The sequence below is a fragment of the Blastococcus sp. SYSU D00695 genome (genome assembly GCF_054050555.1).
Map to the genome: position 1 here is coordinate 1 of NZ_JBJGZP010000005.1, position 15,879 is coordinate 15,879.

13 protein-coding genes are annotated in these 15,879 nt (G+C 75.9%); 5 read left to right on the forward strand and 8 right to left on the reverse strand.

Annotated features, from left to right (window positions below; genetic code table 11):
• Nucleotides 1–241: 241 nt before the first annotated feature.
• The 6 genes from ACI781_RS04720 to ACI781_RS04745 form a co-directional block, all read right to left on the reverse strand.
• A complete protein-coding gene (locus ACI781_RS04720) occupies nucleotides 242–1,195 on the reverse strand; it encodes a VWA domain-containing protein (protein ID WP_456564917.1) in 954 nt (317 codons plus the stop codon).
• Complete coding sequence (locus ACI781_RS04725; RefSeq protein ID WP_456564918.1) at nucleotides 1,192–2,277, reverse strand: DUF58 domain-containing protein; 1,086 nt, start codon at nucleotides 2,275–2,277, stop codon at nucleotides 1,192–1,194. Before ACI781_RS04725 ends, ACI781_RS04720 begins: the two co-directional genes overlap by 4 nt.
• 113 nt (nucleotides 2,278–2,390) lie before the next feature.
• Nucleotides 2,391–3,728, reverse strand: a complete 1,338-nt coding sequence (locus tag ACI781_RS04730; protein ID WP_456564919.1) for an AAA family ATPase — start codon at nucleotides 3,726–3,728, stop codon at nucleotides 2,391–2,393.
• A 278-nt stretch (nucleotides 3,729–4,006) separates the two neighbouring features.
• The gene (locus ACI781_RS04735; RefSeq protein WP_456564920.1) at nucleotides 4,007–5,377 is read right to left on the reverse strand and encodes an NlpC/P60 family protein; all 1,371 of its coding nucleotides are present in this window, start codon (nucleotides 5,375–5,377) and stop codon (nucleotides 4,007–4,009) included.
• 137 nt (nucleotides 5,378–5,514) lie between these two features.
• Nucleotides 5,515–7,050, reverse strand: a complete 1,536-nt coding sequence (locus tag ACI781_RS04740) for an AMP-binding protein (RefSeq protein WP_456564921.1) — start codon at nucleotides 7,048–7,050, stop codon at nucleotides 5,515–5,517.
• A gap of 9 nt (nucleotides 7,051–7,059) precedes the next feature.
• Nucleotides 7,060–8,196: a LuxR C-terminal-related transcriptional regulator gene (locus ACI781_RS04745; RefSeq protein ID WP_456565093.1), complete on the reverse strand. Its 1,137-nt coding sequence runs from the start codon at nucleotides 8,194–8,196 to the stop codon at nucleotides 7,060–7,062.
• A 123-nt stretch (nucleotides 8,197–8,319) separates the two neighbouring features.
• On the opposite strand from ACI781_RS04745, the gene ACI781_RS04750 reads away from it, so the two are divergent.
• Together ACI781_RS04750 and ACI781_RS04755 are read left to right on the forward strand one after the other, a co-directional pair.
• Entirely contained in the window at nucleotides 8,320–8,730 is a 411-nt protein-coding gene (locus tag ACI781_RS04750; protein ID WP_456564922.1) for a RidA family protein, read from the forward strand.
• A gap of 49 nt (nucleotides 8,731–8,779) precedes the next feature.
• Entirely contained in the window at nucleotides 8,780–10,153 is a 1,374-nt protein-coding gene (locus tag ACI781_RS04755; RefSeq protein ID WP_456564923.1) for an FAD-binding oxidoreductase, read from the forward strand.
• Between the two features lie 43 nt (nucleotides 10,154–10,196).
• Here ACI781_RS04755 and ACI781_RS04760 read toward each other — a convergent pair whose 3' ends face one another.
• Together ACI781_RS04760 and ACI781_RS04765 are read right to left on the reverse strand one after the other, a co-directional pair.
• On the reverse strand, nucleotides 10,197–10,619 hold the full coding sequence (locus tag ACI781_RS04760; protein WP_456564924.1) for a DUF1772 domain-containing protein: 423 nt from the start codon (nucleotides 10,617–10,619) through the stop codon (nucleotides 10,197–10,199).
• Complete coding sequence (locus ACI781_RS04765) at nucleotides 10,616–11,368, reverse strand: SIR2 family NAD-dependent protein deacylase (protein ID WP_456564925.1); 753 nt, start codon at nucleotides 11,366–11,368, stop codon at nucleotides 10,616–10,618. The genes ACI781_RS04760 and ACI781_RS04765 overlap by 4 nt, the downstream gene beginning before the upstream one ends.
• Nucleotides 11,369–11,550: 182 nt before the next feature.
• Between ACI781_RS04765 and ACI781_RS04770 the strand changes: the two genes are divergently transcribed.
• From ACI781_RS04770 to ACI781_RS04780, 3 genes are read left to right on the forward strand one after another with little or no spacing between them, the layout of a single operon-like run.
• Nucleotides 11,551–14,373 carry an aconitate hydratase gene (locus tag ACI781_RS04770; protein ID WP_456564926.1) on the forward strand — a complete coding sequence of 941 codons (2,823 nt, stop codon included), beginning with the start codon at nucleotides 11,551–11,553 and terminating at the stop codon, nucleotides 14,371–14,373.
• Between the two features lie 5 nt (nucleotides 14,374–14,378).
• Nucleotides 14,379–15,140, forward strand: a complete 762-nt coding sequence (locus tag ACI781_RS04775) for an SDR family oxidoreductase (RefSeq protein ID WP_456564927.1) — start codon at nucleotides 14,379–14,381, stop codon at nucleotides 15,138–15,140.
• Nucleotides 15,137–15,877, forward strand: coding sequence for a sirohydrochlorin chelatase (locus tag ACI781_RS04780; protein WP_456564928.1), 741 nt, complete (start codon nucleotides 15,137–15,139; stop codon nucleotides 15,875–15,877). Before ACI781_RS04775 ends, ACI781_RS04780 begins: the two co-directional genes overlap by 4 nt.
• Nucleotides 15,878–15,879 lie beyond the last annotated feature (2 nt).

Below are 15,879 nucleotides of genomic sequence, written 5' to 3' on the forward strand. Positions count from 1 at the left end.
CTGGCCCCGCCGGAGGCGCCGCCGTCGGGGGCCTACCTGACCCTGACGACCTGCCACCCGAAGTACTCGGCGCGGCAGCGGCTGATCGTCCACGCCTTCCTCGAGGGGGGCCCGGTCCTGGGGGGGGCCCCCCCCCCCCCGCCCCCCCCCCCCCCCCCCCCGGGCGCGGCGGGGGGGGCGCGCGCCCGGCCCGCGCGCGCCCCCCGCCCGCCCCCCCCCCCCCCCCCCCCCCCCCCCCCCGCTACAGCAGGCGGTTGGTGAAGAGCAGGCTGAGCGCCACGCCGAGCAGGGCCAGCACCACGCCGCCGCGGACGAACCAGTAGCTGACGTCCTGCGGCTCGGTCGTGTAGCCGATCTGGCTGCCGAGGTCGGCGTAGACCTCCTCCAGCTCGGCGGCGCTGGCCGCCTCGCTGTAGCTGCCGCCGGTCTCGTCCGCGATGTCCTCCAGCGCGGCCCGGTCGACCGGCACCGGCACGGACTCGCCCTCGATCTCGACGCTGCCGTAGTCGGTGCCGAACGCGATCGTCGACACCGGGACGCCGGCGTCCAGCGCCGAGTCGATGGCCTGGGTGGTGCTGCGGCCCACGGTGTTCGACCCGTCCGACAGCAGCACGACCCGGGCGGGCACCTCGTCCTCGGTCTCCCCCAGCGCCGACTGGAAGTTCGCGATCGCCTGCAGCGAGGTGAACATCGCCTCGCCGATCGCGGTGGCCTCCGACAGCTCGAGGTTGTCGATCGCCGCGCGCACCTGGCCGCGGTCGGTGGTGGGCGTGACCAGCGTCGTGGCGGTCCCCGAGAAGGCGACCAGCCCGAGGTTGATCTGCTCGGGGAGGACGTCGACGAACTCCTTCGCCGCCTTCTGCATCGCCTCGAAGCGGGTCGGCTCGATGTCGGTGGCCTGCATGGACATCGAGACGTCCACGGCCATGACCACCGTCGCCCGCTCCCGCGGCACCTCCACCTCGGTGCTGGGCTTCGCCAGCGACACGACCAGCACGCCGAGGGCCAGCGCGACCAGCCCGAAGGCGACGTGCCGCCGCCAGCCGGGGCGCTTCGGCACGAGCGTGCCCAGCAGCGCGACGTTGGTGAACCGGGCGGCGTACTTCTTGCGCCGCAGCTGCAGGACGACGTACAGCGCCACCAGCGCCACGACCGCCAGCAGACCCAGCAGCCAGAGCGGAGCCTGGAAGGTCATCGGGAAGCCCCTCCGCTGCCGGCGCGCCGGCGATCGGCGACGAACCGCACCACGTCCATGAGCCAGTCACGGTCGGTCCGCAACTGCAGGTGCCCGGCCCCCGCGCGGCGCAGCGCCCGGGCGATCTCCCGGCGCTGCGCGGCGGCCCCCGCGGCGAACCGGGCGCGGAACTCCGCGTTCCCGGTGGGCACCTCGAGGGTCTGCCCCGTCTCCGGGTCGACCACGGTCAGCAGGCCGACGTCGGGCAGCTCCAGCTCCCGCGGGTCGACCACCTCGATGGCCAGCAGCTCGTGCCGCGCCGACAGCAGCCGGAACGGCCGCTCCCAGTCGCTGTCACCCAGGAAGTCCGACACGACGACGACCAGCCCGCGGCGGCGCGGCGGCCGGCGCAGCGACTCCAGGGTCGCGGCCAGGTCACCCCGGCGGCCGCCGGCGGCGCGGGGCGTCGCGACGACCGAGCGCAGCAGCCGGTCGGCGGCCAGCCGCCCCGGCGCGGCCGGGTAGCGGTCCACCCGCTCGCCGGTCGTGACGACCGCGCCGAGCCGGTTCCCGCCGCGCACCGTCAGGTGGCTGACCGCGGCGAGCCCGGCGATGGCCAGGTCCCGCTTCTGGCAGTTGGCCGTGCCGAAGTCCAGGCTCGCGGACAGGTCGACCACGGCCCACGTCTCCAGCTCGCGGTCGGCGATGGTCTCCCGCACGTGCGGCACCTGGGTGCGCGCCGTGACCGGCCAGTCCATCCGCCGCACGTCGTCACCGGGGTGGTAGGTGCGCGAGTCGCCGGCCTCGGTCCCCGAGCCCGGCACGAGGCCCTGGTGGTCGCCCTGCAGCAACCCGTCGAGCCGCCGGCGGATGGTCAGCTCCAGCCGCTGGAGCAGGACGTCGGCCGGCCCCTCGGCGAAGTTCGGCGGCGCCCCGTCGTCGGTCGGGGAGCCGGCGTGGGCGGGGTCGATGCCGGAGCCGGGGGTGTCGGCGGCCGGGCGGGCGGGGCCCCCGCTGCTCCCGGTCGTGGACCCGTCGGGAGGCGCACCGTCGGTGATGGAGCCCTCGGTCACGGAGGCCTCGGGGACGGAGGCCTCGGTCACGGAGCCCTCGGGGACCGCGCCGTCGGCCCCGCCGCCCGGCGCGCTCTCCGCGCGGGGCGGGACCGCCTCCTGCTCCGGCGCAGCCGCCCGGGCGGCCGCCCTGCGCCGCAGTCTCACGCCGGCTGCGGTCCGTGCCCGTAGCCGTTGGTCCCCGGCGCCTGCGGGCCGGGAACGCCCGGGCCGGGCACCTGCGCACCCGGCACCGGCCCACCCGGGACCTGGGCACCCGGGATCTGGGCACCCGGGACCTGGGCACCCGGGACCTGGGCGGCGGGGACCTGCGGACGCGGGGGCTGGCCGGGCGCCGGCGGGCCGAACTGCGGGCCCGGCGGGCCGAACTGCGGGCCGGGGCCGCCGAAGCCCGGCACGGTGGGCCCGCCCGGCAGCGACGGGCCGAAGCCGCCCGCCCGCTGGCGGGGGGTGACCTGCGGCAGCGGAACGGTCTGCAGGATCCGCTTCACGACGTGGTCGGCCGGCACGCCGTCGGCCAGCGCGTCGTAGGAGAGCACCAGCCGGTGGCGCAGCACGTCGGCGGTGATGTCCAGGACGTCCTGCGGCAGCACGTAGTCCCGGCCACGGACCAGCGCCAGCGCACGGCTGGCCGAGATCAGCCCCAGGGAGGCGCGGGGGCTGGCGCCGTAGGAGACCCACGAGGCGACGTCGTCCATGCCGTGCTCGCGCGGGGCGCGGGTGGCCACGACGAGGCGGACCACGTAGTCGACCAGCGCGTGGTGCACGAACACCTGCGAGGCGGTGTGCTGCATGCGCCGCAGGTCGTCGGGGCCCAGCACGGTCTCGGCCACCGGCGGGTTGGAGCCCATCCGGTAGATGATCTCGCGCTCCTCCTCGGGGCTCGGGTAGTCCACGAGCACCTTCATGAGGAAACGGTCGCGCTGCGCCTCGGGCAGCGGGTACACGCCCTCGGACTCGATCGGGTTCTGCGTGGCCAGCACGAGGAACGGGTCGGGCAGCGGGTGCGTGACCCCGCCGATGGAGACCTGCCGCTCGGCCATGACCTCCAGCAGCGCCGACTGCACCTTCGCCGGCGCGCGGTTGATCTCGTCGGTGAGGACGAAGTTGGCGAACACCGGGCCGAGCTCGGTGTCGAAGGCGTCCTGACCGGCCTTGTAGATGCGCGTGCCGATGATGTCGGCCGGCACGAGGTCGGGGGTGAACTGCAGCCGCGCGAACCGGCCGCCGACCACGGTGGCGAGGGTCTCGACGGCGAGGGTCTTGGCGACGCCCGGCACGCCCTCCAGGAGCACGTGCCCCCGGGCCAGCAGGGACACCAGCATGCGCTCGACCAGGCGGTCCTGACCGACGATGACCCGCTTGATCTCGAACAGGGCCCGCTCAAGACGAGCGGCGTCGGCGGCCGGCGGCACGGGCTGGCCGCCCGACGCGGTGGCGCCGTGGGGGGTCTCGGACGAGGTGCTGGCGGCCTGGGTCACTGCGCTCCCTGCTCGTGCCGGTTCGCGGCCTCCCGGAGGCCGGCGACGGGTCGGTCTGCCCGTCCCCCGGCCAGTGTCCTACACCCGGGCGCCCAGCTGGGTGGGCGCGCCCACCGGGACGGGGCCACCGCCGCGCACTGGCCCCTGCCCGCGCGACGGGTGGGCTGCTAACCTCGCCCTGCGTCGGGCAGCTCCCCCCGTGGCTGCCCGACGCCCCAACGTGGACAGGGCCCTGCGGCGACGCAGGGCCCTGTCGGCGTTCGGGGGGCGGGAGCGGGTCAGGCCGTCGGGCGGACGGCCCCGAAGTAGTCGCGGCCGTACCACATGTTCGACACCTTCACGACGTCCCCGCTCTGCGGCGCTTGCACGACCTTGCCGCCGCCCATGTAGATCGCCACGTGGTAGATCGACGTGTAGGACGACCCGTTGGCCCAGAAGACCAGGTCGCCGGGCTGCAGGTCGGCACGGGCGACGGTCCGGTCCCGGAAGCGGTGGTACTGGTCGCGGCTGGTGCCGCCGATCCGGATGCCGGCCCGCGCGTAGGCGTACTCGGTGAGCCCGGAGCAGTCGAAGCCGTAGACGTTCGTGTCCGGCGGGATGCCGTAGCTCGGGCCGTTCGCCCCGCCGCCACCCCAGCTGTAGGGCAGGCCCCGCTGGCTGAGCGCGGCGTCGATGGCGGTCTGCGCGGCGCCGGCGGACGGCGCACCGGCCGTGGTCGGCGGCGGCACGGGGGTCCCGCCGCCACCACCGGAGCTGCCGCCGCCGCCCGGGGTGCCGGTGCTGCCGCCGCCCGAGGAGCCGGTGCCGCCCCCGGAGGAGGACGGGCCGGACCCTGCCGGCGAGCCGGAGCCGGACGGGGCCGCGGAGGACGGGGGCGCGGGCTGCGGGGCGCTGGGCGTGGGCGCCGCCGGGGGCCGTGCCGCGGCCTGCTGGGCGGCCTGGCGCTCGGCGGTCAGCTCCCCGACCTCCGCCTCGGCGGCGGCGAGCTGCTGCTCGACGGCGGCCTGCTGCTCGGTGAGCGCCGCGGTCTGCTCGCGGGCGGCGATCTCCTGGGTCTGGGCGACCGCCAGCTGCTCGGCGGCGGTCTGTTCCAGCTGCGCGGCCTCGTCCGCCGAGGCGGTGGCCTGCTCCTCGGCGGCGCCGGCCTGCTGCTCCAGCACGGTGAGCTGGCCGACGACGTCGACGCGGTGGGTGCCCGCGGCCTCCAGGAGGGTGGCGCGCTCGAGCAGCTCGGCGGGCCCCCCCGCGCTCATCAGCGCGGTCATGCCCGGCGAGGTGGTGCCCTGCATGTAGCTGCGGCGGGCGAAGTCGGCGACGTCGGCCCGCCCCTCGGCCAGCTCGGCCTGCGCCTGGTCGACGGCGGCCTGCGCGGCGGCCTGCGCGGCGCGGGCCTCCTCGAGGGCGGCCTGGGTCTCCTCGTAGTCCTGCAGCGCGATCTGCGCGTCCTGCCCGGCCTGCGCGGCGGCGGCCTGCGCGGCGGCGAGCTGGGCGGTCAGCTGCCCGACCTGGGCGGCGGCCGCGTCGCGCGCGGCCTGGGCGGCGGCGACATCGCCGGCGGTGGGCGCGGCCGACGCCACGCCGGGGGCCAGCCCGAGCACCACCAGGGCGGCGATGCCCGTCCCCGCTCCGCGGACGGTCCACCGGGACACCCGCGTCGTTCGTCGCCTCGTGCGCGCTCCGCTGCTCACCCTTCCCGGAACGGCGCTCGTCCGGGTGGTCTTGACGCCTCCTCACCCCAGGGGGTGAGGCGCCCCGGGCCCCCGTCCTGCCCGGGTGGGGCGGCGGGTCAGTTGACCTGGCGCTCGGAGCCCGCCCAGAAGGCCTCGCGCAGCTTGAACTTCTGGATCTTGCCGGTCGCGGTGCGGGCCAGTTCGTCGCGGAACTCCACGCGCTTGGGCACCTTGTAGCCGGCCAGCCTGCCGCGGCAGTGCGCGATGATCGCCGCCTCGTCGGCCTGCTCCCCCTCGGCGAGCACCACGATCGCGGTGACCATCTCGCCCCACTTGTCGTCCGGGATCCCGATGACGGCGACCTCGGCGACGGCGGGGTGGCCGAAGACGACGTCCTCGACCTCGATCGAGGAGACGTTCTCGCCGCCGGTGATGATCACGTCCTTCTTGCGGTCGGAGATGGTGAGGTAGCCCCCCTCGTCCAGGGAGCCGCCGTCGCCGGTGTGGAACCAGCCGCCCTCGAGCGCCTCGGCCGACGCGTCGGGGTTCTCCCAGTAGCCGGCCAGCACCGTGTTGCCCTGCGCCAGCACCTCGCCGGACTCGCTGATGGACAGGCGGGTCCCCAGCCCCGGCACCCCCGCGCGGGACAGCTGCCGGGCCCGCTCCTCGGGCTCGAGGCCGTCGTACTCGGCGCGCGGCCGGTTGATGGTGAGCAGCGGCGCGGTCTCGGTGAGGCCGTAGATCTGGTTGAACTCCCAGCCCAGCTCGGCCTCGATCCGCGCGATGGTCCGCGACGGCGGCGGGGCGCCGGCGACGATGACCCGCACCCGGTCGCGGCCGGGGATCTCGCCGTCCCACTCGGCCGCGGCGTCGAGCACCGCGTTCCACACCGCCGGCGCCCCGGCCATCACGGTCACGCCGTGCTGCTCGACGCGGCGGAGGATCTCGGCGCCGTCGACCTTGCGCAGCACGACCTGCCGGGCGCCGACGCCGGCCATCGAGTAGGGCAGCCCCCAGCCGTTGCAGTGGAACATCGGCAGCGTGTGCAGGTAGACGTCGCGGTCGCTGACCTGCATGTGCATGCCGAAGGTGACCGCGTTGACCCACTCGTTGCGGTGGGTCATCTGCACGCCCTTGGGGCGCGCCGTCGTCCCGCTCGTGTAGTTGATGGTGGCCGTGGCGTCCTCGTCCGGCTCGGCCCACGGGACCGGCTCGGTGTCGAAGCGCAGCAGCTGCTCGTACTCCTCGCCGGTGCCCAGGCAGTGCTCGGCCGTGACGCCCTTCAGCGACTCGCGCAGCTCCGGGTCCACCAGCAGCACGCGCGCGCCGCAGTGCCCGACGATGTAGCGCACCTCCTCCTCGCCCAGCCGGAAGTTCACCGGGACGGCGACCCGCCCCGACGAGGGGACGGCGAGCAGCACCTCCAGCAGCCGGGCCGCGTTGTGGCTGACCACGGCGACCCGCTCACCCGCCCCGACGCCCAGCGCGTCGAGGCCGGCCTGCAGGGCGCGGCCCCGGCGGGCCACCTCCCGCCAGGTCAGCTCGCCGAGGGAGGGGGCGGGCTGGGCCGGCTCGTCGACGATGCCGATGCGGTCGCCGTACACCAGCTCCGCACGGTCGAGGAAGTCCCGGGTCGTCAGGGGCACGCGCATGGCCGGACGTTAGCGCTCGGCGGCCCCCGTGGCAGCAGGTGCGAACCACCCGGTCGTGCCGACCTCGGCGCCCGCGGCGAGCCGCGGCGCGTACTGGTCGTAGAAGACGCGGGCGGTCAGCTCGCGCCGGCTGCGCACCCCCGCCTTGGCGAAGATCGACTTGAGGTGGTCCTGCACGGTGTAGGCCGACAGGTGCAGGGCCCGGCCGATCGCGGTGGTGTCCACCCCCTGCAGCACCAGGGTGACGACGTCCCGTTCCCGCGGCGTGAGGCCGAAGGCGGCCACGACCAGCGGGATGATCTCCGGCGGCCGGGCCTCCTCGATGGTGAGGACGACGTCCGTGCCGCCGCCGTCCCGGGACACCAGCGGCGAGGCGTGCGCGACGACCCAGGAGCCGGACAGCGTGCGCAGCCGCATCCGGGGCAGCGCCGGGCGCCCGCCGACGACGGCCCGCCGGGCGGCACGCACGAGGGTCAGCAGGGCCATCGGCAGCGCGGACCGGCCCAGCGGCCCGCCACCCAGGTCGGCCACGCGGGCCTCGGCCCCGACGCTGGCGGAGACGACCTCGCCCGCCACGTCGACGACGACCACCGCCGGCCCGTCCACCTCGGGGGCCCGCGCGGCGGCCGCGACCAGCAGCCCCGCCCGCAGGCCGGTGGCCAGGGCCGGGGCGACGCCGCTGAGGAACGCCTGGTCGGCGGCGGTGAACCGGCCGGCGCCCTGGCGGAACAGCGCCATGAACCCCCAGGTGCTGTCGTCCGTGCGCAGCGCCACCCGCACCTCGTCGTCGAAGCCCCACACCGGGCGGAGGAAGTCCTGGAACCGCGGTGAGCGACCGACCACCCCGCTGCCCGCCTCCTCCAGGGCCAGCACCCCGCCGGGGAGCCGGGCGACCCGCAGGAAGGCGGTCGGGTCGTCCACCTCGTACTCGAAGTGCGCCCACTCGTCGTCGGTCTCGTGGGTGAGCTCGCCGTCCTTCACCGTCCCGGTGATGAGCCCGGTGGCCGGGTCGGCGCTGCCCACGCAGCCGGCGACGAAGGGAACGGCCCGGCGCAGCACGTCGAAGGCGGTCATCGCGAAGGTCTCGACGTCCAGGCCGCTGGCGGCCAGCCCGTCGACCTGCGCACGGACCCGCTCGGCCAGCATCGTCGTCACGGCGCAGGAGTGTGGACCGCGGCGGCCCGGTGCGGAACCCCCAGACTCCTGGGGGTCCGACTCCCCAGATCGCTGGGATGGGCGGGCGGCGGCCGCGACGCCAGGGTCGACGCCATGACAGCGCCTCCCGCTCCGGTCGAGCGGATCAACCCCACGGGCTGGAGCGCGGCCCTCGGCTTCGACCAGGCGCAGCTGCGCCCGGCCCCGGCCCGCCTGCTCACCCTGGCCGGCCAGGGCCCGGTCGACGACGACGGCGCCCTGCTGCACGAGGGCGACGTCGCGGCCCAGCTGGCGCTCGCGCTGGCCAACGTCGAGTCGGTGCTCGCCGCCGCCGGCATGGACCTCACCGACGTGCTGCGGCTGACCGTGCACACCACCGACGTCGACGCCGTGCTGGCCGCCTACGACGTGCTCGCCGAGCGGCTGGCCGCCACCGGCGCCTCCCCGCCCACGACCCTCCTCGGCGTCTGCCGGCTGGCCCTCCCCGGGATGGCCGTCGACCTCGAGGTCACCGCCGGGCGCTGACCCCGCCCGCTCCCCCGCCCCGCCCGTCCGCCTCCCCAGGAGTCCCGCCATGACCAGCACCACCCCCGACCTGTCCACCACCGAGCTCGAGCTCGCCGTCCGCGGTCCCGTCCTGTGCGCCGGCGATCCCGGCCTCGCCGCCGAGGTCGCGCCGTTCACCACCACCCACACGCCCGCCCCGGCGGTCGTCGTCGGCGCCACGTGCGCCGCCGACGTCGCCGCGGCCGTCCGCTGGGCCGCCGAGCGCGGCCTGTCCGTGGCCGTGCAGGCCACCGGCCACGGGCTCGTCTCGGCGCTGACCGGCGCGGTCCTCGTCACCACCTCGCGGATGGACGAGGTGCACGTCGACCCGGCCGCGCGCACCGCCCGGGTCGGCGCGGGCGCCCGCTGGCGGGCGGTGATCGACGCCGCCGCCCCGCACGGCCTCGCCCCGCTGTCGGGCTCGTCCTCGCAGGTGGGCGTGGTCGGGTACACCCTCGGCGGCGGCCTCGGTCCGCTGGCCCGCCGGTACGGCTTCGCGGCCGACGCCGTCCGCCGCGCCGAGCTGGTGACCGGGGACGGCGAGGTGCGCACCGTGGACGCCGCGAGCGACCCGGAGCTGTTCTGGGCGCTGCGCGGCGGCAAGGGCTCCTTCGGCGTCGTCACCGCGCTGGAGTTCGACCTGGTGCCGGTCGCGCGGCTGTACGGCGGCGGGGTGTTCTTCCCCGGCTCGGCGGCGGCCGCGCTGCTGCACGCCTACCGCGAGTGGGCGCCGGGTCTGCCGGAGGAGACGACGACGTCGATCGCCGTGCTGCGGCTGCCGCCGGACCCGGCGCTGCCCGAGCCGCTGCGCGGGCAGACCGTGGTGCACCTGCGGGTCGCGCACCTGGGCGACGCCGAGGAGGGCGCCGCGCTCGTCGCGCCGATGCGCGCGGTGGCCCCGGCGCTGCTCGACGGTCTCGGCGAGATGCCGTTCGCCGCGGTCGACGCCATCCACATGGACCCGACCGCCCCGATGCCGACCTACGACCGCGGCACGCTGCTGCGCGAGCTGACCGCCGACACCGTCGACGCGGTGCTGGCCGCCGCCGGCCCCGACGTCGAGGTGCCGCTGGTCATGGTGGAGCTGCGCCAGCTCGGCGGGGCGGTCGGCCGCCCGGCCGCCGTGCCGAACGCCGTCGCCGGCCGCGACGCCGCCTTCTCCTGCTGGGTGCTGGGGCCCATGTTCCCGCCGGTCGCCGGCATCGTGCCGGGCGTGGTGGACGCCGTCGCCGGCGCGCTCGCCCCCTGGTCGACCGGCCGCGCGCTGCTCAACTTCGCCGGGTCCCTGACGGCGGCGCAGGTCGGCGGGCTGTGGGACGAGGCCGACCGGCAGCGGCTGCTGGCCGTCAAGCGCCGCGTCGACCCGGCCGGGCTGTTCACCCACGGGCACGTGGTCGGCTGACCCCGGCGCCGGGCGGCCCGGTCCCGGCGGGGACCGGGCCGCCTCAGGCCAGCAGCAACCACAGCGCGACCGCCACCCCGGCGGTCGCCGTAAGCGCGCGGAGGGTGTCGACCCGCAGCAGCCGGCGGTGCACGACGGGGTCCCAGCCGCGGTCCAGCCGCCGGTGCTGGGGCACCGCGCCCAGCGCGGTGAGCTCCAGGACGGCGGCGAGGCAGGCCGCGGAGGCGAGCACCCCCAGCAGCGGCGTCCCGGCCGGCCGGTCGACCAGCAGCCACAGCGTGGTCACCGCCTGCCCGGCGAACAGCGGGCCCACGACGCGGGTGGCCCGGCGCTGGTGGCTCCGCTCGAACGCCGGGAACGCCGCGGCCGGCACCAGCGCCATCTGCGGGTAGACCAGCCCGCGCACGGTCCACTGGAACCCGGCGTAGGCGGCGGCCAGCGTCAGGTGCACGGCCAGCAGGGTCACGGTGCGAGCAGCCGGGGCAGCGCCGTGCCGATGGGCTCGCGGACGACGAGGTCGGCGAGCCGGTCGTAGGGCGTGGGCTCGGCGTTGACGATGCCCACCCGCGCCCCGGCGGCGGCCGCCACCTCGACCAGCCCGGCGGCCGGGTGCACGCCCAGCGAGGTCCCGACGGCGAGGAACGCGTCGCAGTCGCCGGCGGCCGCGACGGCGGCGTCCAGCACGGCGGCGTCCAGCGCCTGCCCGAAGCTGACCGTCGCCGTCTTGAGGATCCCGCCGCACACCAGGCACGCCGGGTCCGGCTCGCCGGCGTCGACGCGGGCCAGCGCCTCCGCCGTCGTCGTCCGGTCCCGGCAGGACAGGCACTCGACCGCGTGCACGGTGCCGTGCAGTTCCAGCACCCGGCCCGGGGCGGAGCCGGCCGCCTGGTGCAGGCCGTCGACGTTCTGGGTCACCAGCGCCCGCAGCCGCCCCTGCCGCTCCAGGTCCACCAGCGCGCGGTGGCCGGCGTTGGGGCGGATCTCCCCGCCGGCCAGGTCGCGGCGCATCAGCCAGGCCCGGCGCCGGATCCCGGGGTCGGCCACGTACCAGGACAGCGTCACGAGCTTCTCGGCGTCGGGGTCCCGGGTCCACACGCCGTTCGGCCCCCGGTAGTCGGGGATGCCGCTGTCGGTGGAGATGCCGGCCCCGGTCAGCACGGTGACCCGGCGGGCACCGGCCAGCCAGTCGGGGACCGCTGCGGAGGGCGGGGGCACGCCGTCCACCGTAGGGACGTCCGGGCGGCGCCGCCGTCCCCGCGGTGGAGTGGCCGAGGTCACGGGTGAGGGAAGGGTCGCCTCACTCGCGCACCCGTGCGCGCGGGCTGGGATGATCGGGGGTGGCAACGAGCGCGACGCAGACGCCGCGGACGCAACCAGCGAGGGGTAGGCGCAGAAGAGTGGCAGCCAGCAAGGACAGCTTCGGGGCTCGGGCGACGCTGAGCGTCGAGGGCACCGACTACGACATCTACCGGCTCGACGCGGTGGAGGGCGCCGAGAAGCTGCCCTTCAGCCTCAAGGTCCTCCTCGAGAACCTGCTGCGTACCGAGGACGGCGCGGACATCACCGCCGACCACATCCGCACCCTGGCGAACTGGGACCCCTCGGCCGAGCCGAGCGAGGAGATCCAGTTCACGCCGGCCCGCGTGGTCATGCAGGACTTCACCGGCGTGCCCTGCATCGTCGACCTGGCCACGATGCGCGAGGCCATGTCCGAGATCGGCGGCGACCCCGACACGATCAACCCGCTCGCCCCCGCCGAGCTGGTCATCGACCACTCCGTCATCGCCGACGTGTTCGGCACGCCGGACTCCTTCGAGCGCAACGTCGAGATCGAGTACCAGCGCAACGGCGAGCGCTACCAGTTCCTGCGCTGGGGCCAGGGCGCGTTCGACGACTTCAAGGTCGTCCCCCCGGGCATGGGCATCGTCCACCAGGTCAACATCGAGCACCTGGCCCGCGTGGTGTTCCCGCGCCAGGAGGGTGACCGCACGGTCGCCTACCCCGACACCTGCGTCGGCACCGACTCGCACACCACGATGGTCAACGGCCTGGGCGTGCTGGGCTGGGGCGTCGGCGGCATCGAGGCCGAGGCCGCCATGCTCGGCCAGCCGGTGTCGATGCTCATCCCGCGCGTCGTCGGCTTCAAGCTGACCGGCGAGCTGCCCGAGGGCTCGACCGCCACCGACCTGGTGCTCACGATCACCGAGATGCTGCGCCAGCACGGCGTCGTCGGGAAGTTCGTCGAGTTCTACGGCGCGGGCGTCTCCTCGGTGCCGCTGGCCAACCGCGCCACCATCGGCAACATGAGCCCGGAGTTCGGCTCCACCGCGGCGATGTTCCCGATCGACGAGGAGACCATCGCCTACCTGCGGCTCACCGGCCGCAGCGACGCGCAGGTCGCCCTCGTCGAGGCCTACGCCAAGGAGCAGGGCCTCTGGCACGACCCGTCGCGCGAGCCGGCCTTCTCCGAGTACCTGGAACTGGACCTCTCCACCGTCGTCCCGTCCATCGCCGGCCCGAAGCGGCCGCAGGACCGGGTCGCGCTGTCCGACGCGAAGGCCGCGTTCCGCGAGGTCCTGCCGACCTACGCCTCGCACGGCGTGGACGGCGACGAGGACCAGGCCGCCGACACCGCCTCGAACGTCGACGAGTCGGTCGAGGAGACCTTCCCGGCCTCCGACCCGGCCAGCCCGTTCGCGTCCGGCAACGGCGAGGCCGGCAAGCCGCACACCGTCGTCCCCGACCGGGTGCCCGACCGCCCCTCCAAGCCGACCCGCGTGGTCCTGGAGGACGGCACGGAGACCTTCGTGGACAACGGCCACGTCGTGATCGCCGCGATCACCTCCTGCACCAACACGTCCAACCCGCAGGTCATGATCGGCGCGGGCCTGCTGGCCAAGAAGGCCGTCGAGGCCGGCCTGTCCAGCCAGCCGTGGGTGAAGACGACGATGGCGCCGGGCTCGAAGGTCGTCACCGACTACTACGAGAAGTCGGGGCTCACCCCGTACCTGGAGAAGCTGGGCTTCTACCTGGTCGGCTACGGCTGCACCACCTGCATCGGCAACTCCGGCCCGCTGCCGGAGCCGGTGTCGGCCGCGGTGAACGAGGCCGACCTCGCCGTCGTCTCCGTGCTCTCGGGCAACCGGAACTTCGAGGGCCGGATCAACCCCGACGTCAAGATGAACTACCTGGCCTCCCCGCCGCTGGTCATCGCCTACGCCCTGGCCGGGTCGATGGACATCGACATCACCACCGAGCCGCTGGGCACCGGCAAGGACGGGCAGCCGGTCTACCTGCGCGACATCTGGCCCTCCCCGCAGGAGGTCCAGCAGACCATCGACCAGGCGGTCTCGGCGGAGCAGTTCGGCCGCAGCTACTCCGACGTCTTCGCCGGCACCGAGCAGTGGCAGAACCTGCCCACGCCCACCGGCCGCACCTTCGACTGGGACGCCGAGAGCACCTACGTCCGCAAGCCCCCGTACTTCGAGGGCATGCCGGCCGAGCCGGCCCCGGTCGGCGACATCACCGGTGCCCGCACGCTGGCGGTGCTCGGCGACTCGGTCACCACCGACCACATCTCGCCGGCCGGTTCGATCAAGGCCGACAGCCCCGCCGGGAAGTACCTGTCCGAGCACGGCGTCGAGCGGCGCGACTTCAACTCCTACGGCTCGCGCCGCGGGAACCACGAGGTCATGATCCGCGGCACCTTCGCCAACATCCGGCTGCGCAACCAGCTGGTGCCCGGCACCGAGGGTGGGGTCACCAAGAACCACCTGACCGGCGAGACGACGACGATCTACGACGCCTCGCGCGCCTACATCGACGCCGGCATCCCGCTGGTCGTGCTGGCCGGCAAGGAGTACGGCTCGGGCTCCTCGCGCGACTGGGCCGCCAAGGGCACCGCGCTGCTGGGCGTCAAGGCGGTCATCGCCGAGAGCTACGAGCGGATCCACCGCTCCAACCTCATCGGCATGGGCGTGCTCCCGCTGCAGTTCCCCGAGGGCCAGACCGCCGCGTCGCTCGGCCTGACCGGGGACGAGGAGTTCACGATCACCGGGATCACCGAGCTGAACGAGGGCCGCACGCCGAAGACCGTCAAGGTCACGGCCGGCGACGTGGAGTTCGACGCCCGCGTCCGGATCGACACCCCCGGCGAGGCGAACTACTACCGCAACGGCGGGATCATGCAGTACGTCCTGCGCTCGCTGCGCAACGCCTGATCCCGATGGACCTGGGTCTGGGCGGTCGCGGGTACCTGCTCACCGGCGCGAGCCGGGGACTGGGGTTCGCGGCCGCCCGGGCCCTGGTCGACGACGGCGCGCGGGTGCTGGTCAGCTCCCGCACGCCGGAGTCCGTGGCGCGGGCCGCCGCCGAGCTCGGCGGGGCGCCGGCCGCGTTCGGCACGCCGGCCGACCTCGCCGACCCGGCGGCGGCCGAGCACCTGGTCACCGAGGGGCGCGCGCGGCTCGGCCGGCTCGACGGCGCCCTGGTCTCCGTCGGCGGGCCGGCGCCGGGCACGGTCCTCGACACCAGCGAGGACGACTGGCGGGCCGCGATCGACTCGGTCCTGCTGGGCACCCTGCGGCTGGTCCGGGCGCTGGTCCCGCACCTGGACGACGGCGCCGCGATCGGGCTGGTGCTGTCCACGTCGGTCCGCGAGCCCATCCCGCACCTGGCCATCTCCAACGGCCTGCGCCCCGGCCTCGCGATGACCGCGAAGTCACTGGCCACCGAGCTCGGCCCGCGCGGCATCCGCGTCTTCGGCCTGCTCCCCGGCGGCATCGCCACCGACCGGATCCTCGAGCTCACCTCCCGCAGCGCCGACCCCGAGGCGGCGCGCCGCGCGGCGGAGGCCGGCATCCCGCTGCGCCGCTACGGCCGCCCCGAGGAGTTCGGCCGCGTCGCCGCCTTCTGCCTCTCCCCCGCCGCCTCGTACCTGACCGGCGTCATGCTGCCGGTCGACGGCGGCGTCCTGTCCGGCCTGTGACCCCCGACGCCGGCCGGGCAGCCGCCCCGGTCCTCGTCGCCTGCGCGCACGGCACGCGCAACCCCACCGGGCGGCGGCTGGTCGCCGAGCTCGCCCTGGCCGCGCGGGAGCTGCGCCCGGGCCTGGACACCGTCGCCGCCTTCGTCGACGTCCAGCCGCCCACCGTCGCCGACGTCGTCGCCGGGCTCGCCGCCGAGGGGCGCCCCGCGGTGGTCGTCCCGCTGCTGCTGTCCGGCGGCTACCACGTGCACGTCGACATCGCCGCGGCCGTCGAGGGCCACGACAGCGTCGTCGCCGCACGGCCGCTGGGCCCGGACCCGCGGCTGGCCGAGGTCCTCACCGACCGCCTGACCGCCGCCGGCGCCGACCCGCGCGACCCGGGGACCGCGGTCGTGCTCGCCGCCGCCGGGTCCAGCGACCGTCGGGCGGTCGCCGGCGTCGAGGGCACCGCAGCCCTGCTCCAGCGCTCCTGGGCCGGGCCGGTGACCACCGGCTACGGCTCGGCCGCGCAGCCACCGGTCCCCGACGCCGTCGCCGCCGCGCGGCGTGCCGGTGCCGAGCGGGTGGTGGTCGCCGCGTATCTGCTGGCCCCCGGGCACTTCGCCGACAAGCTGGCCGGCGCCGGCGCGGACGCCGTCACCGCTCCCCTGCTGCCCGACGGCCGGGTCGCCGCCGTCCTGCTCGACCGCTACGACACGGCCCTCGCCGGGACGGCGGGTCCGCGCCGCGCTGGCTAGCG

Bases quoted from the DNA above. Each gene is read 5' to 3' on its own strand.
- ACI781_RS04740 (WP_456564921.1), bottom strand. From the start codon at position 7,050: ATGCGCGTGCCCCTGACGACCCGGGACTTCCTCGACCGTGCGGAGCTG.
- ACI781_RS04745 (WP_456565093.1), bottom strand. From the start codon at position 8,196: ATGCTGGCCGAGCGGGTCCGTGCGCAGGTCGACGGGCTGGCCGCCAGC.
- ACI781_RS04755 (WP_456564923.1), top strand. From the start codon at position 8,780: ATGACCAGCACCACCCCCGACCTGTCCACCACCGAGCTCGAGCTCGCC.
- ACI781_RS04775 (WP_456564927.1), top strand. From the start codon at position 14,379: ATGGACCTGGGTCTGGGCGGTCGCGGGTACCTGCTCACCGGCGCGAGC.
- ACI781_RS04750 (WP_456564922.1), top strand. From the start codon at position 8,320: ATGACAGCGCCTCCCGCTCCGGTCGAGCGGATCAACCCCACGGGCTGG.
- ACI781_RS04720 (WP_456564917.1), bottom strand. From the start codon at position 1,195: ATGACCTTCCAGGCTCCGCTCTGGCTGCTGGGTCTGCTGGCGGTCGTG.